Origin of the sequence: Terrisporobacter mayombei, from assembly GCF_020748465.1 — a bacterium.
Taxonomy (GTDB): Bacteria; Bacillota; Clostridia; order Peptostreptococcales; family Peptostreptococcaceae; genus Terrisporobacter; species Terrisporobacter mayombei.
In genome coordinates this window covers 736,035-762,951 of record NZ_JAHZMP010000001.1, presented here as the reverse complement: position 1 = coordinate 762,951, position 26,917 = coordinate 736,035, and the positions used below count along the sequence as shown (strand labels likewise).

31 protein-coding genes are annotated in these 26,917 nt (G+C 27.9%); 29 read left to right on the top strand and 2 right to left on the bottom strand.

Going from position 1 to position 26,917, the window contains the following annotated elements; all coding sequences use genetic code 11:
* Window positions 1-15: 15 nt before the first annotated feature.
* From K0039_RS03725 to plsX, 4 genes are all read left to right on the top strand, one after another.
* The gene (locus tag K0039_RS03725) at window positions 16-1,212 is read left to right on the top strand and encodes an acetate/propionate family kinase (RefSeq protein WP_228103696.1); all 1,197 of its coding nucleotides are present in this window, start codon (window positions 16-18) and stop codon (window positions 1,210-1,212) included.
* A 199-nt stretch (window positions 1,213-1,411) separates the two neighbouring features.
* Entirely contained in the window at window positions 1,412-1,939 is a 528-nt protein-coding gene (locus K0039_RS03720) for a YceD family protein (RefSeq protein WP_228103695.1), read from the top strand.
* A 13-nt stretch (window positions 1,940-1,952) separates the two neighbouring features.
* Window positions 1,953-2,129 carry a 50S ribosomal protein L32 gene (gene rpmF / locus K0039_RS03715; protein ID WP_018589781.1) on the top strand — a complete coding sequence of 59 codons (177 nt, stop codon included), beginning with the start codon at window positions 1,953-1,955 and terminating at the stop codon, window positions 2,127-2,129.
* 153 nt (window positions 2,130-2,282) lie between these two features.
* Complete coding sequence (plsX, locus tag K0039_RS03710; RefSeq protein WP_228103694.1) at window positions 2,283-3,314, top strand: phosphate acyltransferase PlsX; 1,032 nt, start codon at window positions 2,283-2,285, stop codon at window positions 3,312-3,314.
* A gap of 49 nt (window positions 3,315-3,363) precedes the next feature.
* Here plsX and yaaA read toward each other — a convergent pair whose 3' ends face one another.
* Both yaaA and K0039_RS03700 read right to left on the bottom strand, forming a co-directional pair.
* Window positions 3,364-4,119: a peroxide stress protein YaaA gene (gene yaaA, locus K0039_RS03705; RefSeq protein WP_228103693.1), complete on the bottom strand. Its 756-nt coding sequence runs from the start codon at window positions 4,117-4,119 to the stop codon at window positions 3,364-3,366.
* Window positions 4,120-4,177: 58 nt separating this feature from the next.
* Window positions 4,178-4,990, bottom strand: coding sequence for a hypothetical protein (locus K0039_RS03700; protein WP_228103692.1), 813 nt, complete (start codon window positions 4,988-4,990; stop codon window positions 4,178-4,180).
* A gap of 150 nt (window positions 4,991-5,140) precedes the next feature.
* Here K0039_RS03700 and spoIIIAA point away from each other — a divergent pair, with 150 nt between their 5' ends.
* The 25 genes from spoIIIAA (at window position 5,141) to K0039_RS03575 (ending at window position 26,915) form a co-directional block, all read left to right on the top strand.
* Window positions 5,141-6,100 carry a stage III sporulation protein AA gene (gene spoIIIAA, locus K0039_RS03695; RefSeq protein WP_228103691.1) on the top strand — a complete coding sequence of 320 codons (960 nt, stop codon included), beginning with the start codon at window positions 5,141-5,143 and terminating at the stop codon, window positions 6,098-6,100.
* Complete coding sequence (gene spoIIIAB / locus K0039_RS03690; protein WP_228103690.1) at window positions 6,063-6,611, top strand: stage III sporulation protein AB; 549 nt, start codon at window positions 6,063-6,065, stop codon at window positions 6,609-6,611. The genes spoIIIAA and spoIIIAB overlap by 38 nt, the downstream gene beginning before the upstream one ends.
* A 9-nt stretch (window positions 6,612-6,620) precedes the next feature.
* On the top strand, window positions 6,621-6,818 hold the full coding sequence (gene spoIIIAC, locus K0039_RS03685; RefSeq protein WP_018589775.1) for a stage III sporulation protein AC: 198 nt from the start codon (window positions 6,621-6,623) through the stop codon (window positions 6,816-6,818).
* 24 nt (window positions 6,819-6,842) lie between these two features.
* Window positions 6,843-7,217, top strand: a complete 375-nt coding sequence (gene spoIIIAD, locus K0039_RS03680) for a stage III sporulation protein AD (protein ID WP_103978953.1) — start codon at window positions 6,843-6,845, stop codon at window positions 7,215-7,217.
* Window positions 7,218-7,236: 19 nt separating this feature from the next.
* Window positions 7,237-8,415: a stage III sporulation protein AE gene (gene spoIIIAE / locus K0039_RS03675; RefSeq protein WP_228103689.1), complete on the top strand. Its 1,179-nt coding sequence runs from the start codon at window positions 7,237-7,239 to the stop codon at window positions 8,413-8,415.
* Between the two features lie 18 nt (window positions 8,416-8,433).
* Window positions 8,434-8,991, top strand: a complete 558-nt coding sequence (locus K0039_RS03670) for a stage III sporulation protein AF (protein WP_228104180.1) — start codon at window positions 8,434-8,436, stop codon at window positions 8,989-8,991.
* Window positions 8,992-9,007: 16 nt separating this feature from the next.
* Window positions 9,008-9,562 (top strand): SpoIIIAG-related protein, encoded by a 555-nt coding sequence (locus tag K0039_RS03665; protein WP_228103688.1) that lies wholly within the window; start codon window positions 9,008-9,010, stop codon window positions 9,560-9,562.
* Between the two features lie 19 nt (window positions 9,563-9,581).
* Window positions 9,582-10,268, top strand: a complete 687-nt coding sequence (locus K0039_RS03660) for a SpoIIIAH-like family protein (protein ID WP_228103687.1) — start codon at window positions 9,582-9,584, stop codon at window positions 10,266-10,268.
* A gap of 150 nt (window positions 10,269-10,418) precedes the next feature.
* A complete protein-coding gene (locus K0039_RS03655) occupies window positions 10,419-10,838 on the top strand; it encodes an Asp23/Gls24 family envelope stress response protein (RefSeq protein WP_228103686.1) in 420 nt (139 codons plus the stop codon).
* Between the two features lie 81 nt (window positions 10,839-10,919).
* Window positions 10,920-11,462 (top strand): transcription antitermination factor NusB, encoded by a 543-nt coding sequence (nusB, locus tag K0039_RS03650; protein ID WP_228103685.1) that lies wholly within the window; start codon window positions 10,920-10,922, stop codon window positions 11,460-11,462.
* On the top strand, window positions 11,443-12,408 hold the full coding sequence (locus K0039_RS03645; RefSeq protein ID WP_228103684.1) for a Kae1-like domain-containing protein: 966 nt from the start codon (window positions 11,443-11,445) through the stop codon (window positions 12,406-12,408). The genes nusB and K0039_RS03645 overlap by 20 nt, the downstream gene beginning before the upstream one ends.
* A gap of 10 nt (window positions 12,409-12,418) precedes the next feature.
* Window positions 12,419-13,624 carry an exodeoxyribonuclease VII large subunit gene (xseA, locus tag K0039_RS03640; protein ID WP_228103683.1) on the top strand — a complete coding sequence of 402 codons (1,206 nt, stop codon included), beginning with the start codon at window positions 12,419-12,421 and terminating at the stop codon, window positions 13,622-13,624.
* Between the two features lie 2 nt (window positions 13,625-13,626).
* On the top strand, window positions 13,627-13,842 hold the full coding sequence (gene xseB / locus K0039_RS03635) for an exodeoxyribonuclease VII small subunit (RefSeq protein ID WP_228103682.1): 216 nt from the start codon (window positions 13,627-13,629) through the stop codon (window positions 13,840-13,842).
* Window positions 13,843-14,730: a polyprenyl synthetase family protein gene (locus tag K0039_RS03630; protein ID WP_228103681.1), complete on the top strand. Its 888-nt coding sequence runs from the start codon at window positions 13,843-13,845 to the stop codon at window positions 14,728-14,730.
* Window positions 14,731-14,739: 9 nt separating this feature from the next.
* Window positions 14,740-15,177: a divergent PAP2 family protein gene (locus K0039_RS03625; RefSeq protein WP_228103680.1), complete on the top strand. Its 438-nt coding sequence runs from the start codon at window positions 14,740-14,742 to the stop codon at window positions 15,175-15,177.
* 170 nt (window positions 15,178-15,347) lie between these two features.
* Window positions 15,348-17,216 carry a 1-deoxy-D-xylulose-5-phosphate synthase gene (gene dxs / locus K0039_RS03620; protein WP_228103679.1) on the top strand — a complete coding sequence of 623 codons (1,869 nt, stop codon included), beginning with the start codon at window positions 15,348-15,350 and terminating at the stop codon, window positions 17,214-17,216.
* A 4-nt stretch (window positions 17,217-17,220) separates the two neighbouring features.
* The gene (locus K0039_RS03615; protein ID WP_228103678.1) at window positions 17,221-18,033 is read left to right on the top strand and encodes a TlyA family RNA methyltransferase; all 813 of its coding nucleotides are present in this window, start codon (window positions 17,221-17,223) and stop codon (window positions 18,031-18,033) included.
* A gap of 25 nt (window positions 18,034-18,058) precedes the next feature.
* On the top strand, window positions 18,059-19,738 hold the full coding sequence (gene recN / locus K0039_RS03610) for a DNA repair protein RecN (RefSeq protein ID WP_228103677.1): 1,680 nt from the start codon (window positions 18,059-18,061) through the stop codon (window positions 19,736-19,738).
* 127 nt (window positions 19,739-19,865) lie between these two features.
* On the top strand, window positions 19,866-20,882 hold the full coding sequence (locus K0039_RS03605; protein ID WP_228103676.1) for a SpoIVB peptidase S55 domain-containing protein: 1,017 nt from the start codon (window positions 19,866-19,868) through the stop codon (window positions 20,880-20,882).
* Between the two features lie 106 nt (window positions 20,883-20,988).
* Window positions 20,989-21,816, top strand: a complete 828-nt coding sequence (gene spo0A / locus K0039_RS03600) for a sporulation transcription factor Spo0A (protein ID WP_026255020.1) — start codon at window positions 20,989-20,991, stop codon at window positions 21,814-21,816.
* A gap of 184 nt (window positions 21,817-22,000) precedes the next feature.
* Window positions 22,001-23,224, top strand: coding sequence for a CCA tRNA nucleotidyltransferase (locus K0039_RS03595; RefSeq protein ID WP_228103675.1), 1,224 nt, complete (start codon window positions 22,001-22,003; stop codon window positions 23,222-23,224).
* A gap of 121 nt (window positions 23,225-23,345) precedes the next feature.
* Complete coding sequence (steA, locus tag K0039_RS03590; protein ID WP_228103674.1) at window positions 23,346-24,467, top strand: putative cytokinetic ring protein SteA; 1,122 nt, start codon at window positions 23,346-23,348, stop codon at window positions 24,465-24,467.
* A 22-nt stretch (window positions 24,468-24,489) separates the two neighbouring features.
* Window positions 24,490-25,368, top strand: coding sequence for a copper transporter (locus tag K0039_RS03585; protein WP_228103673.1), 879 nt, complete (start codon window positions 24,490-24,492; stop codon window positions 25,366-25,368).
* Window positions 25,369-25,393: 25 nt separating this feature from the next.
* Window positions 25,394-26,086, top strand: a complete 693-nt coding sequence (locus K0039_RS03580) for a glycosyltransferase family 2 protein (RefSeq protein WP_228103672.1) — start codon at window positions 25,394-25,396, stop codon at window positions 26,084-26,086.
* A 64-nt stretch (window positions 26,087-26,150) separates the two neighbouring features.
* Window positions 26,151-26,915, top strand: a complete 765-nt coding sequence (locus tag K0039_RS03575; RefSeq protein ID WP_228104179.1) for a glycosyl transferase — start codon at window positions 26,151-26,153, stop codon at window positions 26,913-26,915.
* The last annotated feature ends 2 nt before the right edge of the window (window positions 26,916-26,917 follow it).

The window sequence follows — 26,917 nt, the reverse complement described above, 5'->3', positions numbered from 1 at the left end:
GGAGGATTGCTAATAATGAAAGTATTAGTATTAAACTGTGGTAGTTCTTCATTAAAATATCAATTAATAGATATGGAAAATGAAGCAGTATTATGTGTAGGATTAGTAGAAAGAATAGGTATAGAAGGTTCTATACTTAAGCAAGAAAAAGATGGTGTTGAAGGTAAATACATAGTTGAACAACCAATGAAAAATCATGAAGAAGCTATAAAATTAGTTTTAGACGCTGTAGTTGACCTAACTTACGGTGGTGTAAAAGATATTAAAGAGGTAGAAGCAGTAGGACATAGAGTTGTTCATGCTGGTGAAAAATTCGCAACTTCAGTTGTTATAACTGACGAAGTAGAAGCTGCTTTAAAAGAATGTATAGACTTAGCTCCACTTCACAACCCAGCTAACATAATGGGAATAGACGCTTGCAAAGCTATACTTCCAGGAGTACCAATGGTAGCTGTATTCGATACTGCTTTCCATCAAACAATGCCTAAAAAATCTTACTTATATGGTTTACCACATGAGTTATACACTAAATACGGTGTAAGAAGATACGGATTCCACGGAACTTCTCATAAATATGTATCTCAAAGAGCTGCAGATATGTTAGGTAAAGATATAAAAGATCTTAAAATAATAACTTGTCACTTAGGAAACGGAGCTTCTATAGCTGCTGTTGATGGTGGTAAATGTGTAGATACTTCTATGGGATTCACTCCATTAGAAGGTTTAATAATGGGAACTAGATGTGGAGATATAGATGCTGCTATATTACCATTCTTAATGAGAAAAGAAAACTTAAATGCTGATCAATTAGATGCAATGATGAATAAACAATCAGGAGTATACGGAATGACTGGTATATCTTCTGACTTTAGAGATATAGAAGGTGCAGCAGAAAAAGGTGACGAAAAAGCTCAAGTTGCTTTAGATGCATATGTACAAAAAGTTAAAAAATATATAGGTTCTTATGCTGCTGAAATGAACGGTGTAGACGCTATAGTGTTCACTGCTGGTGTCGGTGAAAACGGAATAGAAATAAGAGAATCTATAGCTTCAAACATGGAATTCTTAGGAATGAAATTAGATAAAGAAGCTAACAAAGTTAGAGGGAAAGAAAGAGTAATATCTACAGAAGATTCTGCAGTTAAAATATTATTAGTACCTACAAACGAAGAATTAATGATAGCTAGAGATACTTTAGCTTTAGTTAAATAATCATAAAATATTTTATTTGTTGAAAATATTCTAAATTTTAAGGTAGGCCTGGACCTACCTTAAAATAATTTTAATAACATATTTTAAAGATATTTATAAATAAAGTATTAAAACCTTATTTTTAACTATCAAGTAAAAATACTTGACAAACATTGACTAGATTTGTATAATAAATTTGGTAATATAACGAGGTGAAAGTATGATAATTAGTCTAGATAAGTTAGATAGAAAAGAAACTGATAAAATAGACTTGAATTTTTCACAAAAAATTGATACTATTAGTTATTGTGAGAACACATATAAAATAGCTTCACCGTTAAACCTAATAGGTAAGATATCTAGAACGAATAAGGGATATTACTTGGATGCTAATGTTAGTTTCGAAATAATAGACAGTTGTGCTAGATGTCTAGATGAAGTTAAAGTACCAATAGAATATGCTATGGAAGGTTTCTTAGTGAAAGAAGATTTTGACGAAGACGAGTTTGAAGATTATGATGCTTTTATTATTGACGGTGATGAAGTAAATTTACTTGACATAATAGGACAGACATTAATTTTTAATTTACCAGCGCAATCTCTTTGTAAAGAAGACTGTAAAGGCCTTTGTCAAGATTGTGGAGCTAACATAAATAGGGAAACTTGTCCATGCAGCCAAATTGCCAATGACGAGGATGATATAGATCCACGTTTTGCTAAATTAAAAGATTTATTTAAAAATGACTAAGGAGGTGGCTTAAATGGCAGTACCTAAGCGTAAAACAGCTAAATCAAAAACTAAAATGAGAAGAGCGGCTAACTCAAAAATGACAGCAACAGGATTCGTAGAGTGTCCACAATGTCATGAACCAAAATTACCACATAGAGTTTGTCCAGATTGTGGACATTACAAAGGTAAAGAAATAGTATCTGAATAATGATATTTTTAAAAACATGTAGAGTAATCTACATGTTTTTTTGTTAAAATATAAAAATAAATGAAGTTTAAAAAATAAAATAATTACTGTAAAATACTAATAATATTTTGTAGTTATATATAAATTTATACATAAATATACGAGGAGGTAATTATGAGAATAGTAGTAGATGGAATGGGTGGAGATAATGCTCCTAAAGCCATAGTAGGTGGAGTTGTTGATGCTATAAAAGAATATAAGGTAGAAATAGTAATCACAGGAGATAAAGAAATACTTGAAAAAGAGTTTGCATCTTATGAATTTGATAGAAATAAATTAGAAATAGTACATACTACAGAAATTATAGAAAATGAAGATAAACCAGTTCAAGCAATAAGAAGAAAAAAAGATTCATCTATGGTTGTAGGTTTAAATTTAGTAAAAGAAAAAAAAGCTGATGCCATAGTATCAGCAGGAAGTACAGGAGCTTTACTTACAGGAGCTACTTTAATAGTTGGGAGAATAAAAGGAATAGACAGACCTTGTCTTTGTCCTTGCATGCCAAATATAAAAGGAAGTATGACTATAATAGCAGATGGTGGGGCTAATGCAGATTGTAAGTCTAGAAATTTAAGTGAGTTTGCTATGATGGCTAATATTTATCTTAAAAAAGTGTTAAATATGGAAAATCCAAGAATTGGTCTTGCAAACATCGGAGCTGAAGAAGGAAAAGGAAATGAGCTAGTAAAAACTGCTTATGAAGAATTAAAAAATATGGATTTAAATTTCATAGGTAATGTGGAAGGTAGAGATGTTATAGAATCTAAAGCGGATGTAATAGTTTGCGATGGCTTCACAGGTAACATAATGTTAAAAACTTGTGAAGGTGTGGCAATGGGAATGATGAAGCTTATGAAGGAAACTTTAATGAGTAGTACAAAAGGAAAGCTTGGAGCATTATTGATAAAAGAAGACTTAAGAAAACTAAAAGCATTTCTAGACTATTCGGAATATGGTGGAGCTCCTTTCTTAGGAGTAAAAGGTGGAGTAATAAAAGCTCATGGAAGTTCAGACTCAAAAGCTATAAAAAATGCTATAAATCAAGCTATACACTTTGTAAATGGTAATGTGGTAGAAGATATAGAATCATATTTACAAGCAAAAAAAGAAGATGAAAAATCTAAAGAAAACAAAGAAGAAAACTAATAATAAATTCCTTTAAAAAACTTCCAATTAATTTGGAAGTTTTTCTATTCTAATCTTCTTTTATGAAAACAAGTTTTCTACTAGTTGATAAATTATGAGAAAACTTATAATTATTAAATTTAAAATTTTTTAAATTTTCAGGATCATTTATTTTATTTTCAACTATATATTTTATCATTTGGCCCCTAGCCATTTTTGCTAATGTTGCAAGAGTCTTTAACTTTCCGTCCTTATGGACTTTAAAATCTATATCGATAAATATATCATCTTCTTTTAAAAATCTCCTTACAGTCTTTGCATATTCTTCAGAAGCTAAATTAACAATCACATTATCTTCAATATATAATTTATTATATATTTTATCATCCCAAAACTTATAAAGATTTTTGTCATGGATTTTTATGGGATATTGCATTTCTAGTCTATAAGGTAGAACTTCATCCAGAGGATTTACAATACCATAAAATGCATCCAATATTTTTATATGATTATTAGCAAATTCAAAATCTTCTATAGAAAAATCTTCTGCCTTTATATTTTTAAAAACTAAACCGTCATAAGCTAAAAGGCCACATACGCCTTCTTTTTTGAAATTAAAGTCTTGAAAATATGCATAAGACTGGAATGCTATCTTTTCATTAACTTTCATTAAAGATTGTATATCACATGGGTTTAATGACTTTAATGCTTGGACTATTTCTTTTGTTTCCTTTGTAAAATATCTATTTGTGCCTATAGTTTTAGTAATTATATTATTAATTTTAATATTTCTCATATTTTTGGCAGGTGAAATAATTGATATCAAACTTTTTACCTCCTAATAATTTGAATTTAATTTGAGTTTTGTTTTAGTTTATTCACGATTATATCATTATACTGTAAACAATATAAGATATAAAAAGTGAAATAAGAGAGAATATCAATCCTATTGATAAGAAAAATATTACACATATTATCATATTCATGAAAATTAGCAATAAGTAACTTAAATTAAGGTTAAAAAAAATGCTAACTAAACAAATTGCAAAGAAAATCAAAAATAAGGATAATATACCAACACTACTATTTTCAAAATCTTTTTTACTTAAAGAGATATGTGAGGAAACACAAAACATTAAGTAAATAAAAATATAAAAACTAATATCGCCCAAATTATTAATATTGAAAATAGAAATTAATAAATTTTTACTAAGAGATAACAATAAAAAAATTGCATTTTCAATATTTATTGAAGATAAGTGAGTAAAATAACTATTAATATTAATACTTTCATAAATAGAAGGTAGTAATAATTTAAAAGAAAAAACTATAAATAAAGTACCAGATATCATGGGCCCTATACCAATAAAAAAGTTTCCAGCCTTCTCATATAAACTTCTATCATTGTACCTATGAGAAACATATCCAAGAGTTTCTTCATACTTATATCCTTTAAAATTAAATAATTGAAAATCACTTATTTTATGATGAAATATTAAACACATAATTAAATGACCAATTTCATGAACAGCTGTACCAAGCACACCAGTAAACAAAATTCCTTTACTGCCAAAAGCTGAGTACACATATGAACTATTTCTTCTCTCAATAAGACTATAAACATATCCAAATGAAAGAAAAACTCCAGTAACTAATAAAGTGATAAGAATACTATATTTTAATGATAAATAAATCATTTTGCCTCCTTAATTTAATTGATTATTATTAAATACTACCACAGCCTATAAGAATGTCAACAGACTCAAGAACATAAAAGTTGTTCTAAAAGTAATATTTAATACATCTAATAAATATAAATATTATAAACAAGAGAGGAGGACAAGGTGATGAAACTATCTGATGAAATTATTAATTCATTATCTCTTAATTTAAGGAATAAGATTAAAACAATTCAGGGAGAGAATATTGAAGAAATAAGACTTAGAATCAACAAACCTTTGATAATTAACGGAAATCAGAAAGACTACTTTTACAATGAAAAATACAATAAATTAGACAGAAATATGGACAAGGCTTATATAGTAACTAAAGAAGATGTGGATCAGACCTTTCAAATTATATGCAAATACTCTATTCACTCATTTATGGATGATATAAAAAAGGGATTTGTAACTTTAAGAGGGGGGCATAGAGTAGGTATAGTTGGAAAAGCCATAGTTGAAAATGGAAAAGTTGAAAATATAAAACATATATCTTCTTTGAATATAAGAATATCTAAGGAAGTTAAAAGCTGTTCTGACAAAGTCATGGATCATATTATAAAAGGTCCTACTAAAATAAATAACACCATAATAATATCACCACCTCAGTGTGGTAAAACCACACTTTTAAGAGATATAGTAAGGAATTTAAGTAATGGAACTGAGAAATACAACTTCAAGGGTGTAAATGTGGCTTTAATAGATGAAAGAAATGAAATAGCAGGCTCTTATTTGGGAATACCTCAAATGGATGTGGGAATTAGGACAGACATTATAGAAACATGTCCAAAAGATGTGGGTATAATGATGGTTTTAAGATCAATGTCACCAAATGTAATAATAACAGATGAAATTGGTACGGAAAAAGATATAAAAGCTTTATATACTGCCTTGAATGGAGGTGTTGGACTTATAACCACAGTGCATGGTGACTCCATTGAAGATATAAGAAACAGAAAAGAGTTAAATAATTTATTAGATGAAGAATTATTCAAAAAGGTTATCTTACTTTCTGCAAAAAGGGGACCAGGAACGGTAGAAAAAATATATGATTTACAAGAAAAGAGATGGTACTTTGCAAATTAAAATATTTTTTATAGGAATTCTAATAGGAGCCAGTTATCTAATAGGTGATATTATACATAAAGCATTTATTAAAAGACATAAGGAGTTAAATGAAGTCATTAGGATATTGGAAATAATCAGAATGGATTTAGCTTTTGGGTTGTACACATTAGAAGAAGTTTTTTATAGAGCATCATTAAAACAAGATTATTGCCTTTGTAATTTTTGTAAAGATATGCAAGAGGATTTAAGCAAAGAAGATGGGAGAACCTTAGAAGAGATGTTAAATGAAAATATTATAAAACTGAAGAAGGAGACAAATCTACAAAATAAAGAAATAGATGAGTTAAAAAAATTATTTTTAACTCTGGGACAAAGTGATATAGAATCACAGCAAAGATTAATAGATTTAACTTGCGAAAATTTAAAAAAATTTACTAGCGATAGCAAAGAAGAAATTTTTAAAAAGGGTTCACTTTATAAAAAGCTAATAACATTTATAGGTATTTGTATAGGAATAATTTTAATTTAGGAGGTTAATATGGAAATAGCATTGATATTAAAAGTTGCAGGTATTGGTATATTAATATCAGTATTGAATATGATTTTAGAAAAAGTTGATAGAAAGGACTGGGCAACGCTTACAACTCTTGTAGGTGTGGTAATCGTTTTAGGATTAGTAATAACAGAAATTAGTGATTTATTTAATACAGTTAGAACAATGTTTCAACTTTACTAAAGAGGAGGGGATACTTTGGAAGTTATGCAATTAGTTGGGATTGCAATGGTTTCTACCATACTCTGTTTAGTTATAAGAAAAGATAGACCAGAAATGGCAAATTTTGTTGCAATAACAGCAGGAGTAATAATTTTATTATCTGTTGTTATGAAGCTGAATTTTATAGTTGAAGGAATACAGTCTTTAGCTGATAAGGTGAATATTCCAGCTATGTACATAAGTTTAATAATTAAGTTAATTGGTATTTGCTATATTATAGAATTTGCCGTTTCTCTTTGTAACGATTGTGGGGAAAAAAACATTGCGACTAAGTTGGAGTTTGGGGGGAAGATAATCATTATGACAATGTCATTCCCGATACTTTTATCCATCGTAGATACCATAATAAGTTTAATTTAAAGTAGGAGAATGATTTATTATGAAAAACAAAATTTTAGGTCTTGTTTTAATTATTTTATTCTCTTTTACATCTGCGTCATTTGCACAGGATAAGAACAATGATGAAGAATATGAGGATACTAAAAATAACATAGATCTATATATAGATAATCAGTTAAGTAAAATAAACATAGATGAAATAGAAAAATATGTAAAAGAAGACAATGTAATAAAAGACATAAATCTAAAAACGTATATAAAAGACTTGATAAGCGGAAATACAAATATATTAGACTTATTTGATAAAAACAAAATTAAAACAGCAGTTTTTTCTGAAATAAAAACTAGTATTAAAATTGCAGTTAGCATTTTAGTTTTAGCTTTATTATCATCCATAATAAAAAGTCTAGAAAATTCTTTTTCATCATCAAGCATAAGTACAGTAACAAATTACATAGTTTTTATAACTGTAGTAACATTAACTCTTGTAAGCTTCAAAGATATATTGGCATTATGTTATGCAACTATAGAAAGTATTATAGGGCTTGTTAATGTAATTATACCAATAATGATCTCACTTTTAGTTTTAGTAGGGTTTCCAATCACATCGACAGCCTTAAATCCAATTTTTATTGGAGGTATTGCAGCTATAAATATCGTATTTAAAAAATTTATATTTGTAGCTATATCTTTAGCTTTTGCCATATTAGTAATAAATAACGTAACTAATAATATCAAATTAAACAGATTATCATCGTTTATCAAACAAATTAATGTGGTAACTTTAGGAGCTGTATTCACTTTGTACCTAGGACTAGTATCAATACAAGGCTTATATGTTACATCCTTTGATAAGTTTACAGTAAAAACAGCTAAATTTGCTGTTGGAAACTTTATTCCAGTAGTTGGAGGCTTTGTATCAGATTCTGTTGATATATTGCTATCATCATCTCAGCTCATAAAAAATGTATTTGGTGGAGTGGGATTAGTAATTTTAGTAGGATTATGCTTAATACCAATAATAAAAATATTATCAGTAATACTTGTATATAAATTATGTGCCATAGTAGTGGAACCAATTGGAGAGGATAACATATCATCCTTCTTAAATGAAGTATCAAATTTAATGATAATAATTTTGGCTACAATTATTGCTGTAACAATAATGTTTTTTGTAACCATAGCTATATTAACTTCCATAAGTGCAGTAGCAACTTAAAGTAAAAGGGAGGGATATATTATTGCTAGTATAAAGGAATGGATAATATCGATTATAGTAGGGGCATTTATTATAAATATTGTAGATATGATTTTACCAAACACTAAAGTAAAGCCATATATAAATTTGGTATGTAATTTTATTTTCGTGTTTATGATAATAAGTCCTGTAGTAAGTTTTTTTTCAAGCAACATGTCATTGGAAGATACAATATTAAAAAAAATGGGCGATTACTCAAAGATGTATGTGGATAGTTATAATGATTTAGCAGGAAAAACAAATAATGAAAACTTAAGCAAAGGATATGAAGATGGTCTTAAAAGTGTGTTACAACTCAAATTAGACGAGTACGGATATGAATTAGAAGGCTTAACAATCAATGGGTCCGATATTGAAACTATAAAAATAAAAGAAAAAAACAGTAATAATGACAATAATAAGGACATACAATCTAATGACACAAAAGAAGAAGAAGTCTTTAGAAGTAAAAGTGAGCTGAACTTAAAAGAAAGCAAGCTAAAAGAAGACTTGATAAAGGTACTAGATATATCCATTGAGGATATAGAAATTGATTAAGAGGAGTTGGAGTAAGTTGAAAAAATTTAACGAATTATTCAATGATATGGAAAAGAAGAAATTGAAACCATTAATTTTTTTAGCGGGAATTTGTATATTAGCTCTCATAGTCATATCAGTAATGCCAGATGGAAAAAAAGAAGAATCAAATGTTAGTACGGAGCCAGAAACTAAAACATCTGCTGCTGAAGCGGAAAAGGAAGATTTAGAAGGTAAATTGACCAAAATACTAAGTAAAATTAATGGAGCTGGAGATGTGGATGTTATGATTACCTTCCGATCTAGCGAAGAAATTGTTCCAGCATATAATTCTAATACAACAACAGAAACTACTAAAGAACAAGATTCTTCTGGAGGAGAGAGGACAACTACTAGTTCAACAGAAAATAAAACAATGATTACATCAAATTCAAATGACCCAGTAGTATTAAAAACATCTGAAGCTAAAATAAAAGGTGTAATAGTAGTATCAAGTGGAGCTAATGATCCAGCGGTAAAAGAATTACTATATGATGCGGTTAAAACATCTCTACAAATATCAGGTCATCAAGTAGAGATATACGGTAAATAATAAGGGGTGGAGGATAAAAATGAAATTTAATTTTAAAAATAGAGGTTTTGTTGTGTTAGCATTATCTACGATGTTAATAGCTGTTGGAGTTATAAATTATCAGTTAAGTAAACAGTCAGCACTTACTGTATCTAAAGAATTTGAGGCTTATGAACAGGCTCAGCAAGATAAAAATACGGACAAAACAAAAACAGAAAATAATGATAAGGATGAAAAGAATAGTAAGGAGACGGCAGAAATAACTGTTGTGGATAGTAAGGATAATGAAAGTGATGAAGTTAAAGACAAATCAGTGGAAACAAGCAAAGAAATAGAAGAGCAATTGACTTCAAAGGAAAACATGAGCAAGTCTACATATATTCTTGATATGAAAATGACAAGAGAAAAACAAAGAAATGATTTATCAGAAGAGTTAAATGAAATAATAAATAATCCTTCTACTACAGATAAATCAAGAGAAGAAGCATCTAATATGAAACTTCAACTTGTTAAATATCAAGAAACAGAATTAAAAATAGAAAATTTATTAAGCGCTAAGGGATTTGAAAATGCTTTAGTATACATAGGTGAAAGCAATGTAAATGTAGTAGTAAACAAACAAGATTTATCTAAGAGTGAGGCAGCAAGAATATTTGACTTAGTAGCAGAGCAAGCTGGAGTATCTTACGATAAAATTAAATTAATGAATAGTTATAGTCAAAAGTAATAAATTGATTTTAATTACTATTTTTAGGTTATAATAATATATAATCACTAAAACCTCAGAAAATGCTGAGGTATTTTCTTGCAAAACTGACTATAATTTGCTATGATAATATATAATTATAAAAACCTTAATACAGGGGGTAACAATCTCATGGAAAATAACAATAATTTAGGGCAAGTTAAAATTTCGAATGATGTTATAGTTACAATAGCTGGATTAGCTGCTTTAGAAGTAGAAGGTGTAGAGACAATAACTTCATTAACAGATAAATTACTTAAAAACAACGGTGTAAAAATCCAAATGGAAGACAGTAAAGTTACTTTAGATGTAGTTATAACTATTGAATACGGTATGTCAATACCAGACATATCACTTAAAGTACAAGAAAATGTTAAAAATACAGTTGAAACAATGACTGGATTAGAAGTTTCTCAAGTAAATATACAAGTTCAAGAAATTAGCTTCAAGAAAGAAAAAGAAGAAAAAGAACTAGCAAAGCAAGCTAAAAAAGAAGAAGCTAAATTAGCAAAACAAGCTAAGAAAGAAGAATCTAAGCAAATTACTAAATAAATTAAATAAAGCCCTCTGAAAATCAGAGGGTTTTTTATTGCTTAAGTGGTAAATAATAAGACTGAAGGAGGTTCATTAAGAATGAAAAACGACAATGTAAGCAAAATAAGTTATATTGAAAAGGCAAAAAAAATAACAAGTAGAGAATATTTAATGAAATTAATTTATCAAATAGATATATTAGAAGGTGATTTACAAGATATAAATAATTATTTTGAAGATTTCTTAAATAATAACGAAGAATACATAATAAATAGATATGAAGAATTATTATTACAATTCTCAAATGAAAGTTGTGTTGATTTAGAACGTGTAAATATGAACAACGCAATAGATATGGAATATATGAAAAGAGTTTGTGATGAGCTAAGCTTACACAGCTATGATATAGAAGAGTTAATAACAAAACATGCCCTAAATTGGTCTCTAAGTAGAATAGCAAAAGTAGATTTAGCTATATTAAAACTTTCAATTTGTGAAATTGTATACATGAATAAAGAAGTACCTGTCAAGGTTTCAATAAACGAAGCTATAGATTTAGCAAAATTATACTGTGACGATAAATCTCCTAAATTTATAAACGGAATATTAGGAAGTGTTGTTAATGACACACAAGAACAATAATATCATATTAGGATTTGATACTAGCTGCTATACAACTTCTATAGCAGCTATCTCTTTAAATAAGGAGATATTATTAAATGAAAGAATAATATTAAAAGTTAAGAAAGACAATAAGGGCCTTAGACAAAGTGAAGCAGTTTTTCAACATGTAAATAATATGGGAGAATTATCGCAAATAATAAATGAAAAATTTAAAAATTATAATATTGTAGGTATATGTGCATCGACTAAGCCAAGACCGGTTGATAATTCTTATATGCCTGTTTTTTCTGTGGGGTATAATTTTGCAAAATTATTAAGTAGCATTAATAGCTGTACTTTTTATGAAACAACTCATCAAGAAAATCATATAGAAGCAAGCCTGTTTAACAATAACTTGGAAAATAAAGATAAGTTTTTAGCAGTTCATATGTCTGGTGGAACTACAGAAATACTTTTAGTAGAAAAAAAAGATACTAACTATAATATGGAAATTGTAGGTGGAAGTTTAGATGTGAGTTTTGGTCAGTTAGTAGATCGCTTAGGTGTTAGACTGAATTATAATTTTCCTTGTGGAAAATATATAGATGAGAATGCTTTAAAATGTAATGAAAAAATTAAAAATGGATTGAAAACAAGTGTAAGAGAAGGCTATATGAATTTATCGGGGATAGAAAACCAAATAAATAAAATAATTCATGAATATAATGAAGAATATCTTAGTAAAATTCTTTTAGATACCTTGGTTAGATCCATGTATAAATCTTTAATTTACATATGTGATAAGTATGGGTTAAAAGAAGTATTATTTGGAGGCGGAGTGTCTGCAAGTGAATACATTAAAAAAGAATTAAGTGAAAAATTAAAAAGAAAAAATATAAAAGCTTACTTTACTGATCAAGAATATGCAACGGATAATGGCGTAGGATGTGCTATAATAGGATTAAATAAAATGAATAATTATTAGGAGTGGATGTATGAAACTTAGAGCTTTAGATATAAGCGAAGCAAATTCATATATAAAAAGAATATTAATAAATGACCCCATTCTTTATAACCTTAGAGTAAAAGGCGAAATTTCTAATTTTAAGGTTCATAGTAGTGGTAATGTTTACTTGTCACTAAAAGATGAAAAGTCAAAATTAAATTGTATTATTTTTAAAAGTAATTATGATAAAAGTTTAAATTTGGACAATGGTGTTAAAATAATTGCATCAGGATATATTTCTGTATATGAGCGAGATGGTGCCTATCAACTTTATATAAATGAAGTGGAAATTCAAGGTATAGGCAATTTATATATTGAGTTTAATAAATTAAAAGAAAAACTAAAAAAAGAAGGATTATTTGACACTAAATATAAAAAAGAAATACCTAAAATACCAAAATCTATAGGAATAGTAACATCACCTACTGGTGCTGTAATAAGAGATATTATAAATGTTACTAAAAGAAGATTTCCAAAGGTGGATATAAAATTATATCCTGTAAATGTCCAAGGAGAAAAATCTGCTCAAGATATTTGTGAAGGAATTGAATTTTTTAATAAAATGAAAAATGTGGATACAATAATAGTAGGAAGAGGAGGCGGTTCTTTAGAGGAACTGTGGTCTTTTAATGAAGAAAGAGTGGCAAGAGAAGTATTTAAATCAAAAATACCCATAATATCTGCAGTAGGCCATGAAACAGATTTTACAATTTGTGATTTTGTATCTGATATGAGAGCGCCAACACCTTCTGCAGCAGCAGAAATAGCCACACCAGATTTGTCACAAATTTACTATAGACTTGATAATATAAGAAATAGAATGAATAGGTCTTTAAATAATCAAGTAATATTAGATAATGAAAAGCTTGTGAATACCTTTGAAAAAATGAATAATTATATGAAAAACTATGTAATCAGGGACAAAGTTATACAGTTAGACCAAATTTATGATAAAATAAATTTTAGATTAGAACAAAATTTAGAGACTTCTAAAGAAAAGCTTTCAAAAAAAGCAGCTCTGCTACATAACTTGAGTCCTCTTGCGACAATAAGTAGAGGATATTCTATTGTTGAAAAAAATAATAAAGTTATTAATTCTATAAAAGAAGTAGATGTAAATGAGGATATAAATATAACTTTAAAAGACGGTAGTTTAGAGTGTAATGTAAATAAAATTAATAGCAAAGAGGTATAATCATGAAACTTACTTACGAAGAAGCTTATGAAAAATTAGAAGATATTTTGATGAAATTAGAATCAAAAAATACTAGTTTAGATGATTCATTAAGTTTATATGAAGAAGGAATAAAATTATTTAAACATTGTAATAAATTATTAGAAGATGCAGAACTTAAAATAAGTAAATTTAATAAAAAGGGTGTTGAAGAAGATTTTTATATGGGGGAAGAGTAAATGGAATTTAAAGATGTTTTAAAGGAAAAAATTAATTATATAGAAGCACTTTTAAATGAATATATGCCAAAAGAAGAAGGATATCAACAAACTATAATGCAGGCTATGAACTACAGCCTAAAAGCTGGAGGTAAGAGGCTTAGACCCATATTAACTTTAGAAAGTTGTAAAATAGTTGGTGGAAAAGAAGAAGATGCTATTCCTTTTGCAGTGGCTATAGAAATGATACATACTTATTCTTTGATTCATGATGATCTACCAGCACTAGATAATGATGATATAAGAAGAGGTAAGCCTACAAATCACAAGGTATTTGGAGAGTCAATGGCAACTCTAGCTGGAGATGCTCTATTAAATTATGCCTTTGAGGTGATGTTGTCTTCATCCATAGATAAAAAAGATTCAAATAAATATTTGAAGGCCATAAATGAAATTGCAAAACATGCAGGTATTTATGGTATGATAGGAGGACAAGTTGTAGACGTTGAAAGTGAAAATAAAATAATAGACAAAGATAAATTAGATTTTATTCACTTAAATAAAACTGCAGCTATGATTATCGGATGTATGAGAGCTGGTGCCATAATTGGTGGAGCTAGTGAAGAAGAATTGGAAAAAGTAACTAAATATGGGAAAAATATTGGATTATCTTTTCAAATAGTAGATGACATATTAGATATAACTGGAGATGAAGCTAAATTAGGAAAACCTATTGGAAGTGATATAGAAAACCACAAATCAACATATCCTTCACTACTAGGACTTGAAAAATCAAGGAAAATAGCTAGACAGTTAATAGAAGAGGGAAAATCTAGTATAGATGGATTATCATCAGAAATAGATTTTTTAAATCAGCTAGGAGATTATATAATTAGTAGGGATTGTTAAGGAGGCCACATGGATTTTTTTACACAAGTATTTGACAACCATATATTATGGATAAGTATATTTGCTTGTTTTTTAGCGCAGTTTATAAAAATATTCACAGGAAAAGAAAGAGTAGTGGAATTTTCGAGAATATTTATGTCAGGTGGAATGCCAAGTTCGCATAGTTCATTTGTTACGAGTTTATCAACTGTAATGGGTATACAAAAGGGATTTGATTCAGCTGAATTTGTCATATGTGTAGTTTTTGCATTAATAGTAATGTATGATGCTTCCGGTGTAAGAAGAGCAGTAGGAAAGCAGGCAGCTATTTTAAATAAAATAGTTGAAGATTTACAAAATAAAAAACATATTGAACATGAAACTTTAAAAGAGTTAATAGGCCATACACCAAAAGAAGTTATATTAGGAGCAATACTAGGTATAGTAGTTGGAGCCATTATGGCTTAAAATTGAAAAAAAATGTATTATATGATATAATTTTTTTGTTTTATAGGAAATTATAATAAATACATGGAAACTATAAAAATCAAAGTCTTCTGTGGAAGGCTTTTTTAGTATGAGTTATTTTTAAATACAAAATTAAAATAAATTAGACCATTATAAAGGTGAGGAAAATTATGTGTAATTATTTAAATGAAGTAAATTCTCCGGAAGATATAAAAAAATTAAATATTGATGAAATGGAAGAATTGGCAGAAGAAATAAGACAGTTTTTAATAAACTCTATTTCAAAAACTGGAGGTCATTTAGCTTCGAATTTAGGAGTTGTTGAGCTGACTTTGGCATTGCACAAAGTTTTCGATAGTCCAAAAGACAAATTAATATGGGATGTGGGGCATCAATCCTATGTACATAAGATTGTTACTGGGCGTAAAGACGAATTTGCAACACTTAGACAGCTTAATGGGTTAAGCGGATTTCCGAAGGAAAATGAAAGTGACCATGATATATTTGATACAGGACATAGTTCTACATCCATATCAGTAGGTCTTGGAATTGCATGCGCAAGGGACATAAAGAGAGAAGATTTCAACGTGGTATCTGTTATAGGAGATGGGTCAATAACAGGAGGTATGGCACTGGAGGCTATCAACCACTTAGGTTATTTAAATAAGAAAATGATAATAATTTTGAATGATAATGAAATGTCTATAGACAAAAATGTAGGTGGCATGTCTAGGTATTTATCTAGCATTATCAGAAATGCTAAAGCAAATCAAGTTAAAGACCAAATAGAGAAGATATTATCTATGACAAAAACAGGTAACTTTATATATAAAACAGCAGATAAGTTTAAAGACGGAATTATAAGCAAATTTACACCACAGGACTGTGATTTATTCGAGTCTTTTGGAATTAAATATTATGGACCGATAGATGGCCATAATATTAAAGAACTAATAGATATTTTAAATAAAGCTAAAAACAAAAAGGGGCCTGTTTTATTACATGTTATAACTGAAAAAGGTAAAGGTTATGAGTTTGCTGAGCATGCGCCAGATAAATACCACGGTGTATCCAAGTTTAATATAGAACAAGGGCTTAAAGCATCTACAAAAGAAAGTATATCTTCTCATGTAGGGAAAAAATTAGTTAGTATGGCAGATGAAGATGATAAAATTGTAGCAATTACAGCAGCTATGCCTTCGGGGACAGGGTTAAACACTTTTGCTATATCTTATCCATACAGATATTATGATGTGGGAATAGCTGAACAACATGCTACAACATTTGCAGCAGGTCTTGCAAAGGAAGGAATGAAACCATACTTTGCAGTATATTCATCTTTCTTACAAAGAGGATACGACCAAGTTATACATGATGTATCTATAACTAAAAAGAATGTTACTTTCTTAATTGACAGAGCAGGTCTTGTTGGTAATGATGGAGAAACACATCATGGAGTATTTGACTTAAGTTACTTAAATATTGTACCAAACTTAATTGTAATGGCGCCAAAAGATATAAAAGAGTTAGATTTAATGATGGAATTATCGGCTGAGACAGACGGGCCTGTAGCCATAAGATATCCTAGAGGTAATTCATATTATATTGATAAGGGATCTTATGAAAATATAAAAGTAGGAACTTATGAAGTATTAGAAGAAGGAAATGACGTATTAGTATTAGCTATTGGTAACATGGTTGAAAAAGCATTAAATTCAAGGGAAATACTTCTTAAAGATAATATTAATCCTACAATAGTGAATGCAAGGTTTTTAAAACCAATGGACGAAGATTTATTGCATGAATTATTGAAAAAACATTCTAAAGTTATAACTATAGAAGATAATGTTATAAGTGGTGGATTTGGAAGTAGAATAAATAAATTTGTAGTAGATAATAATTATAATGTAAAAGTTGAAAATATAGGTATTCCTGATAAGTATGTTGAGCATGGTAATGTGGATCAATTATTTGAAACAGTAGGAATGTCAGATGAACAAATAGCAAACAGAATAAAAAATTTATTATTAGAAGGATAGTATAATGAAAAAAAGAATAGATATTTTACTTGTAGATAAAGGGCATTTTGAAAGCAGAGAAAGAGCGAAAAAAGCTATAATGGCAGGTCTTGTATTTGTAGACAATCAAAGATGTGACAAACCAGGAACAGAAGTTAAAGAAGATGCTAATATTTTAGTAAAAGGTAATCCAATTCCTTATGTAAGTAGAGGTGGATTAAAACTTGAAAAAGCAATGAAATATTTTGGTGTAACTATTAAAGATAAAGTTTGTATGGATATAGGAGCATCAACAGGAGGATTTACTGACTGTATGCTTCAAAATGGTGCAGTAAAAGTATTTTCAATAGATGTTGGTTATGGACAATTAGCCTGGAAGCTAAGACAAGATGAGAGAGTTGTCTGTATGGAAAGAACTAATATAAGACATGTTACAATCGAGGATACAAAAGAATTTGCAGATTTTGCTTCTATAGACGTATCTTTTATATCTCTTAAACTTGTTTTACCTAAGGCAAAAGAATTACTTAATAGTGATGGAGAGGTAGTAGCATTAATTAAACCTCAATTTGAAGCTGGAAAAGAAAAAGTTGGTAAAAAGGGTGTAGTGAGAGATAAAAAAGTTCATATTGAAGTTATAAAGATGATATCAACATTTGCTGTGGATAATGGATTTGCAATTTTAAATCTTGATTACTCACCAATAAAAGGGCCAGAAGGTAATATAGAATACTTAATTCATTTAAGAAACAATAATGATGACTTTACTTTTAACAAAGAGTCTTTTGATAAAAAAATAGTTGAAGTTGTAGAAGAATCTCATAACTTAAATAAATAACAAGTAATGATAAAGGGGGCATAAAATGATCCTTGAATTATATATGAAAAATTGTGCTTTAGTTGAAGAAAGTAGAATCAACTTAGGCAAAAATCTAAACATATTAACAGGGGAAACTGGTTCGGGAAAATCTATTATAATAGATGCTCTTGGTTTATGTTTAGGAAACAAATACGATAAGTCTTTTTTAAGAAAAGGCACTGAAAAAGGTATTGCAGAGATTATAGTATCATCTCCAAGTAGTAATTTACAAAGTATATTAGATGAATATGACATAGATTTAGAAGATGACGAACTAATTATAACTAGGATTATTTATGCAGATGGAAAAAGTGTAGCTAGAATAAATGGAAGGACTATTAAAATGTCCATATTAAAGGAAATTGCACTTACATTTATTGATTTACATGGACAGCATCAAAATCAAGTATTATTTAATAAAGATACTCATATAAAGTTTTTAGATTTATTTGGAGGTAAAATAATAGATTTACCAAGAGATGAATATAAAGATACTTACACAGAGTATAACAAAGTAAAAAAAGCATTAAATACACTAAATGAAAATAAAGATGAAAAAGAAATTCAAAGAGAAATAGATTTATTAAAATTTCAAATTAATGAAATTGAAGCAGCAGCATTAAGCAAAGATGAGTATGAAGGTTTATTAAGACAAAGAGAAATCTATAGAAATAGTGAAAAAATATATAATAATCTTAATTTAAGTTATGAAAAGTTACACGATGGAAGTGTAAATGCAGTTGATTTAATTGGGATGGCATCAAAGGAATTAAGTGAAATAAGCAAGTATGATGAAACTATAAGTGAATACAGTGAAATTATAGAACGAATTATGTATGAGCTTCAAGACACTTGTAGGGACCTTAGAAACTATAAAGAAAATATTGATTTTGAACCTTATGAACTTGAACAAATTGAAGTAAGGGTAGATGAAATAAATAATTTAAGAAGAAAATATGGAGATACTATAGACGATATTTTAAAATATAAGGATCAAATTTCATCTAGATTAGAAGAAATAGTAAATAGAGATGAAATGTCAGAAAGTCTAAAAAATAAATTAGCTGAATTAGAAGAAGAACTAAGCAAAAAAGCTTATTCTCTTACAAAAGTGAGACAAGAAGTTGCCATAAATTTAGAAGAGGCTATACTAAGTGAATTGAAATCCCTAGATATGAAGGGGGTTAGTTTTAAAGTTAACTTCACTGAATCTAATTATTCTCAAAATGGAAATAGTGAAGTAGAATTTATGATATCATTTAACTTAGGTGAAGATCTAAAGCCAATTTATAAAGTTGCATCGGGTGGAGAAATGTCTAGGTTTATGCTAGCATTTAAAACAATACTTGCAGATATAGATGAGATAGACACTATAGTGTTTGATGAGATAGATGCAGGTATAAGTGGTATTGCAGCTCAAGTTGTAGGTGACAAGTTACATAATATTGCGAAGAAAAAACAAATTCTTTGTATAACACATTTACCACAAATAGCAGCTAATGCAGACACACATTTTTGTATATCAAAAAATAGTGATGAAAGTAGAACCTATACAACTATTAAAAAATTAAAAGATGAAGAGAGCATAAATGAAATAGCTAGACTTATTGCTGGCAGTAATATAACTGATACAACTATTGAACATGCTAGAGAAATTGTTAACTTAACAAAGGAAAATCATTAATTTAATTAAAATAATTTAATATTGTTAATAAAAAGAATAGAATCATTTTCTATTCTTTTTTGTATATTTTAACTATTTAATGGAATTATAATATAGAAATTATTATTAGAAGGATATGAGATTAAGTATGAAAAAAAACAATAGATTTATAATAAGCATTTTTTTTATTTTTGCTTTATTAATTTTTTGTGATATGTTATTAAAACAAAAATATAATAATGTCTTAGAAACTTTTCAAAATGAAAATATATCAAATAAGCAATATGTGTACCCCCTTGGAAACATTGTGGGAATTAAAGCAGATACAGATGGAGCCTTAGTTATAGGATTTGAAGAAGATGACATAGAATATATTGGAGGTCTAAAAATAGGAGATAATATCATATCTATAGAAGGAGAAAAAATTAATAATTATAAGGATATTACAAATATTTTAAATAAACTTCGTTCAGATAAAGTAGAAATCATGTTTGAAAGAAATAACAAAATTAAAAAATGTAAAATTAAGACTAAAAAGGAAAATAATAAATATAAACTAGGTCTTTGGGTAAGAGATAAAATATCTGGAATAGGTACTTTAACTTGTTACAACCCTATTACGAATGAATTCTACGCCATAGGCCATGGTATTTGTGATATGGATACAGAAAAGTTATTAAATATCAAAGAAGGAAATATTTACAATGCTTCCAATATATCTATTCACAAAAATAATGAAAAAAATATTGGTCAAATTAATGCTATAATAGATTATAATAATTCTGTTGGAAAGTTTTCTATAAATTCAAACAATGGAATAAAAGGAAATTTTTATAATTATAACTACAAGTTTAATCTTCCAGTTATCGAAATTGGAAAAAAAGATGATGTTAAAACTGGAAGTGCATATGTACTTTTTCAATCAAAAGAAGGAAATGTTGAATCCTATGAAATAAAAATAGAAAAAATAATAAAAGAAGACAATAATATGTTAATAAAAGTAGTTGATGATAAATTAATTGACTATACAGGTGGAATTGTAAAGGGGATGAGTGGTGCCCCTATTATACAAAATAACAAACTTATTGGCAGTTTAACCTATGTATTCAAACATAATCCTAAAAAAGGATATGGTATTTTCATCGATGAAATGTTAAAATTGTAAATTGATAATAAAATATTTTAACACTTAGAAGGAATATAATTTTACAGTGTCGAATAAACCTAAAAGAGTAAGGATAAAAAAAAATTAAAATAAGAAAAACTTATTATTGGGGGGAATTTTAGTGAACGAAAAGATTAAAATAGTATTAGCAGATGATAATAAAGATTTTTGCCAGCTATTAAAGGAATATTTATCTAATGAAGAAGATATTGAAATATTAGGAATAGCAAAAGATGGTATTGAAGCTCTTGAATTAGTACAAAAAACGCAACCAGACTTATTAGTATTAGACGTAATAATGCCACATTTAGATGGTTTAGGGGTAATAGAAAAATTAAATTCAATGGATCTTCCTAAACAACCAAAAATAATAGTTTTATCTGCTGTTGGGCAAGATAAGATAACTCAAACAGCTATAAATTTAGGAGCAGATTACTATATTGTTAAACCTTTTGATTTTGTAATATTCATAAATAGAATTAGAGAGTTAGTAACTAATAAAGTTGTTGGCGGAGAACCAAAAATAAGACAAAATCAAGAAGTTCAAATGACAAGAAGTGATTATGTTAAAAATACAGGAAATATAGAAACAGAAATAACAAATATAATCCATGAAATAGGTGTTCCAGCTCATATAAAAGGATACTTATATTTAAGAGAAGCTATTAAAATGGTTATTGATAATGTAGAACTTTTAGGAGCAGTAACTAAAGAATTATATCCAAGCATTGCAAAAAAATATAACACTACTCCAAGTAGGGTTGAAAGAGCCATAAGACATGCAATAGAAGTTGCATGGAGTAGAGGAAAGGTTGATACAATAAATCAATTATTTGGTTATACAGTACACAATACTAAAGGTAAACCAACAAACTCTGAATTTATAGCAATGATTGCAGATAAATTAAGATTAGAACACAGCATGGTTAAATAATTTTAAATTGATTACAGTAAGCCTTCTAATTATTTAGAAGGCTTTATTTTTTGAGCGAAGCAAATTTTAAGCAACATATATACCTGAAGGAAATGAAGGTATATTGTTGGCGTTATGAGCGAAGCAAATTTTAAGCAATGAACATAGATAAATAAAACTATCAATATATGAAGGAGATACAAAAATGAAAATAAATTTACCTCCAAAAGTAAAATACATAATAGATAAAATATATGAAAATGGTTTGGAAGCATATATAGTAGGAGGATGCGTTAGAGACTCCATATTAGGTCTTAAACCTAATGACTATGACATAACAACTAACGCTACTCCTCAAACGATTAAAAGTATATTTAGAGACTTTAAATGCATAGAAACAGGAATAGAACATGGGACTATAAGTGTAGTGATGGATGGGGAAATCTATGAAATAACTACATACAGAATAGAAGGTGAATATACGGATCATAGAAGACCGGAAAATGTTGATTTTACTAGTAAATTAGAAGAAGACTTAAAAAGACGTGATTTCACCATAAATGCCATGGCCTATAATGAAAAAGAAGGAGTAGTAGATTTATTTGGAGGAAAGATTGATATTGAAAATAAAATTATTAAAACAGTGGGAAACCCTTATGATAGATTCAATGAAGATGGCTTAAGGATGATTAGAGCCATTAGATTTTCTAGTAAATTAGATTTTGAAATAGAGATGGACACTTTTTTAGCTATTTACAATAATGCAAAAATAATAAAAAATATTAGTTTTGAGAGAATAACTGATGAATTTAATAAAATCATACTTAGCAATAAACCGGAAAATATTATATACCTTTTTAAAACAAAATTATTAAATAATTTAAATATAAGTAGTGAAGAAGATGAAAATAAAATTGAAAAGCTGTATAAAAAAATTAGTATATTAAAAAAAATTGATAAAGTATTAGTAAAAAGATTGGTAGTGCTAGATTACTTAATTGAAGAATTAAATATAAATTGTAAGATGTTTTGCAAGGAATTAGTATATTCAAATAAAATAAATAAGAATCATGACATTATTTTAAATTTAATTAAAGAAACTGATATTGAAAATTTAGATAAAATTAAAATAAAAAAAATATTAAATAAAATTGATAAAAATTTGTTTGAAGATTATTTAGATATAAATAGCGTTATTAATAAAGATGAAAAAAATTTTGGAAAAATTATAGATATATTAAAAGAAATTGAAGAAAATAAAGAATGTTATACAATGAAAAGTCTAAAAGTGAATGGAAAAGATATCATGGACCAAGGCTATGAAAATAAAGCCGTAGGACAAGTTCTTAATTATCTCTTAGATGAAGTTATAATGAACCCTAATTTAAATAAAAAAAATTTACTTATTAAAAAAGTAAAAGAAATATAACTAATTGTTTTTAATAAATTAAAAAACATATAATAATTTATAAAACTATAAAATATTTCCTTTGTTCTTAAATAATGTTATAATGTTATATGATTTTAATAAAATGTCGGAGGTTTTAATTATGAGAGTGGAAGCCCCTATTAAAGTAGATAGAAAAACAAAAAGGCTTGCGAAGAGACTTACAGGGGGAGAGATTGCAGTTATTAATCATATGGATATAGATGAAGTAGCAGCCAATTCTCTTGTAGAAGGTAAAGTCAAACTAGTAATTAACGCAGCTGAGTCTATAAGTGGGAAATATCCAAATAAAGGGCCAGGAATATTAACAGATAAAAATATTTTAATTATAGATAATGTTGGACAAGAATTATTTGATGAATTAAAAGAAGGACAAATAATAGAAGTAAACAATGGGCAAATCTATAGAGATGGACAACTTTTGGGAGAAGGTAGTGTATTAGACAAGGGAAAGGTATCTATAAAAATAAAAGAAGCTTATGATAATATGTCTGTAGAATTAGATAGATTCATAGATAATACTATAGAATATGCAAAAAAAGAAAAAGGCTTCATCTTAGGAGAAGTAGAAATTCCTAAAGTAAAAACAAAATACAAAGATAGACACGTATTAATTGTAGTTAGAGGACAAGATTACAAAGAAGACTTAAGTACAATAATTTCCTACATAGAAGAAGTAAAACCAGTGCTTGTAGGAGTAGATGGTGGTGCAGATGCTTTAGTAGAATTTGGATATGTCCCAGATGTTATAGTTGGAGATATGGATAGTGTTAGTGATGAAACACTAAAAAAAGCTAGTGAAATAGTGGTACATGCTTATGTGGATGGAAGAGCACCAGGTCTTAAAAGAATACAAGACTTAGGTCTTGATGCTATAGTATTCCCAGCGCCAGGAACAAGTGAAGATATAGCAATGCTTACAGCTTATGAATATGGGGCAGAGTTGATTGTTGCAGTTGGAACACATTCGAATATGATAGATTTCTTGGAAAAAGGAAGAAAAGGTATGGCTAGTACATTCCTTGTAAGATTAAAAATAGGATCTAAATTAATAGATGCTAAGGGTGTTAATTTACTGTATAAAAGTAAACTAAAGATTAAATATATTTGGGCAATGATAATAGCAGCATTATTCCCAGTATTGATACTTGCGTACTTATCACCAACAACACAGCAATTTATCAGAATAATACAATTAAAATTAAAATTACTATTAAACTTGTAATATATAAATTAGGAGGATTAACATGAATATAAATATGAAGTACTATATAGTTACAATTGGTGCTATATTTATAGCTTTAGGTGTAGGAATACTAGTTGGTTTTAACTTAAACTACGACCAAGCTTTAAGTAAACAACAAAGTGAAGTACTTGAAAGCTTTAATACAGAGTTTGATGAATTAAAGGAAAAAAATAAAAATTTACAGTCTGAGATTGAATCTTTAAATGGAGATATAGAAACAACAAGAGAATACATTGATAAAAATATTAATGTATTAACTAAGGATGTATTAACAGATAAAAATACTGGAATAATACTAACAAATGAAAACAATGACTACAGTGAAGATGTAGAAAAATTAATAACAAATGCAAATGGAACAGCATCTTTTAACATAGTTATAAAAGATAACATAAGTGATGAAGAAAAGTTAGCTGCTTTATCAAAAGACTTAAATAAAACATTTAAATCATCACAAGATGTAATAAGTTACATAGTAAGTTCTTTAGGTAGTGCAAAAGGATATGATCAATTATATGCATTAGAAGATTTAGGTGTAATAAAAATCAACAACATAGATGAAAAGAAATACCAAGATTATGATTCAGTAGTATTATTTGGAGAATTAACTGGAAAAGATGCAAAAGATAAGTTTAATGCAAAAGAAAAATTAATTTTAGATAAATTAAAAGAAGAAAATAAATATTTAGTAGCGGTTTCTCAAAGTGATAGCAACCATGAAGCCTTAAAATTATATTCAGAAAACAATATATCAACAATAGATAATATAAATGAAGGTATGGGAAAAATTTCTTTAACTTCATTATTAAAAAATCAAAATACAGTTGGTCATTATGGAAATTCTGACCTAGCAAAAGAATTAATTGCTTATGAAAAATAACTAATAATTGAAGGAGAATAAGAAAATGAATCCTTATTTAAGTATAATAATACCAGCATACAACGAAGAAAATAAAATTAAGGATACACTAGAAAATATCAAAGATATTAAAGAAATAAGTGAGATAATAGTTGTAGATGATGGTTCTAGTGATAATACATCAAAAGTAGCAAAAGAAGTAAAAAGTGATAAAATAACTGTTATAACTCAAGACAAAAATAGAGGTAAGGGTTATGCTTTAAACAATGGTTTAAAAGTTGCTATGACAAAAGCAGATATAATAGGATTTTTAGATGGAGACCTTGGTAGTTCTTCAAAAGAAGTTGCAAAATTAATAACACCAATATTAAATGATGAAGCTGATGTTATAATAGCAAAATTCCCTCCTGCAAAGAAAAAAGGAGGACTTGGATTTGTTAAAGGTCTTGCAAAAGAATCGGTACTTGAAATGACAGGTGTAGAATTAGATGCTACTTTATCAGGTCAAAGATTATTCAAAAAAGAAGTATTAGAAAAGTTTGATGAAATTCCATTTGGATATGGCGTGGAAGTTGGTATGACCATAGATATATTAAAATATGGATATAGAATAAAAGAAGTACTAGTTAATATGACTCATAGTGAAACAGGAAGAGATTTAAAAGGGTTTATTCATAGAGGAAAACAATATTATCACATTAAGAAAGTACTAAGACAAAAGAAAAAAGAATGGAGGTAATCTATTGTATTCATATGTATTTAGAGGGATAATATTTTTATTAGGTTTAATAGGAACGTACCTAATGATACCTTTATTCAAGAACTTACTTACCGACAGTAATTGTATAAGACCGAATTATAAAGGAGAAATGATACCTGTAAGTATGGGAATAGTCTTTCTTCCAATGGTAATAATAAATGGAATAATAGTGGCATTCTTTACTATAGATGCTATAAGTATGTTATGTTTATTTTTATTTATATTTGGAATGATGGCTATGTTTTTTGCAGGTATAATAGACGATACTATAGGAAATAGAGATGTAAGTGGTTTAAAAGGGCATTTTAAAAGTCTTTTCAAAGGTAAACTTACAACAGGAGGATTTAAAGCATTATTTGGTGGCTTTGTTGGACTTATAATATCAGTATCTATATCTAAGAATATTGCTGATATTATAATAAATACTTTAATAATCGCCTTATCTACAAATCTAATGAATTTATTTGACTTAAGACCAGGTAGAGCTATAAAAGTATACTTAGTTATTATGATTACTATATTCATAACTTTAACTGGATATATAAAAATACTTCCATTACTTATACTTCCAAATGTACTAGCATATTTTAATCTTGATTTAAAAGCTAAGGCTATGATGGGAGATACTGGTTCAAATGTACTAGGTATATCAATAGGTATTCTTATGGCTTTTGGATATACATTAAATGTAAGAATAGGATGGTTAGTATTTTTAGTATTAATTCATTTATTAACTGAAAGATTCTCTTTAACAAAGATTATAGAAAAGAATAAAGCATTAAATTTTATTGATAGATTAGGAAGGTAATC

Coding starts and splice junctions, on each gene's coding strand:
- K0039_RS03725 (WP_228103696.1), top strand. CDS start 16: ATGAAAGTATTAGTATTAAACTGTGGTAGTTCTTCATTAAAATATCAA.
- K0039_RS03720 (WP_228103695.1), top strand. CDS start 1,412: ATGATAATTAGTCTAGATAAGTTAGATAGAAAAGAAACTGATAAAATA.
- rpmF (WP_018589781.1), top strand. CDS start 1,953: ATGGCAGTACCTAAGCGTAAAACAGCTAAATCAAAAACTAAAATGAGA.
- plsX (WP_228103694.1), top strand. CDS start 2,283: ATGAGAATAGTAGTAGATGGAATGGGTGGAGATAATGCTCCTAAAGCC.
- K0039_RS03700 (WP_228103692.1), bottom strand. CDS start 4,990: ATGATTTATTTATCATTAAAATATAGTATTCTTATCACTTTATTAGTT.
- spoIIIAA (WP_228103691.1), top strand. CDS start 5,141: ATGAAACTATCTGATGAAATTATTAATTCATTATCTCTTAATTTAAGG.
- spoIIIAB (WP_228103690.1), top strand. CDS start 6,063: ATGATTTACAAGAAAAGAGATGGTACTTTGCAAATTAAAATATTTTTT.
- spoIIIAC (WP_018589775.1), top strand. CDS start 6,621: ATGGAAATAGCATTGATATTAAAAGTTGCAGGTATTGGTATATTAATA.
- spoIIIAD (WP_103978953.1), top strand. CDS start 6,843: ATGCAATTAGTTGGGATTGCAATGGTTTCTACCATACTCTGTTTAGTT.
- spoIIIAE (WP_228103689.1), top strand. CDS start 7,237: ATGAAAAACAAAATTTTAGGTCTTGTTTTAATTATTTTATTCTCTTTT.
- K0039_RS03660 (WP_228103687.1), top strand. CDS start 9,582: ATGAAATTTAATTTTAAAAATAGAGGTTTTGTTGTGTTAGCATTATCT.
- K0039_RS03655 (WP_228103686.1), top strand. CDS start 10,419: ATGGAAAATAACAATAATTTAGGGCAAGTTAAAATTTCGAATGATGTT.
- nusB (WP_228103685.1), top strand. CDS start 10,920: ATGAAAAACGACAATGTAAGCAAAATAAGTTATATTGAAAAGGCAAAA.
- K0039_RS03645 (WP_228103684.1), top strand. CDS start 11,443: ATGACACACAAGAACAATAATATCATATTAGGATTTGATACTAGCTGC.
- xseA (WP_228103683.1), top strand. CDS start 12,419: ATGAAACTTAGAGCTTTAGATATAAGCGAAGCAAATTCATATATAAAA.
- xseB (WP_228103682.1), top strand. CDS start 13,627: ATGAAACTTACTTACGAAGAAGCTTATGAAAAATTAGAAGATATTTTG.
- K0039_RS03630 (WP_228103681.1), top strand. CDS start 13,843: ATGGAATTTAAAGATGTTTTAAAGGAAAAAATTAATTATATAGAAGCA.
- K0039_RS03625 (WP_228103680.1), top strand. CDS start 14,740: ATGGATTTTTTTACACAAGTATTTGACAACCATATATTATGGATAAGT.
- dxs (WP_228103679.1), top strand. CDS start 15,348: ATGTGTAATTATTTAAATGAAGTAAATTCTCCGGAAGATATAAAAAAA.
- K0039_RS03615 (WP_228103678.1), top strand. CDS start 17,221: ATGAAAAAAAGAATAGATATTTTACTTGTAGATAAAGGGCATTTTGAA.
- recN (WP_228103677.1), top strand. CDS start 18,059: ATGATCCTTGAATTATATATGAAAAATTGTGCTTTAGTTGAAGAAAGT.
- K0039_RS03605 (WP_228103676.1), top strand. CDS start 19,866: ATGAAAAAAAACAATAGATTTATAATAAGCATTTTTTTTATTTTTGCT.
- K0039_RS03595 (WP_228103675.1), top strand. CDS start 22,001: ATGAAAATAAATTTACCTCCAAAAGTAAAATACATAATAGATAAAATA.
- steA (WP_228103674.1), top strand. CDS start 23,346: ATGAGAGTGGAAGCCCCTATTAAAGTAGATAGAAAAACAAAAAGGCTT.
- K0039_RS03585 (WP_228103673.1), top strand. CDS start 24,490: ATGAATATAAATATGAAGTACTATATAGTTACAATTGGTGCTATATTT.
- K0039_RS03580 (WP_228103672.1), top strand. CDS start 25,394: ATGAATCCTTATTTAAGTATAATAATACCAGCATACAACGAAGAAAAT.
- K0039_RS03575 (WP_228104179.1), top strand. CDS start 26,151: ATGATACCTTTATTCAAGAACTTACTTACCGACAGTAATTGTATAAGA.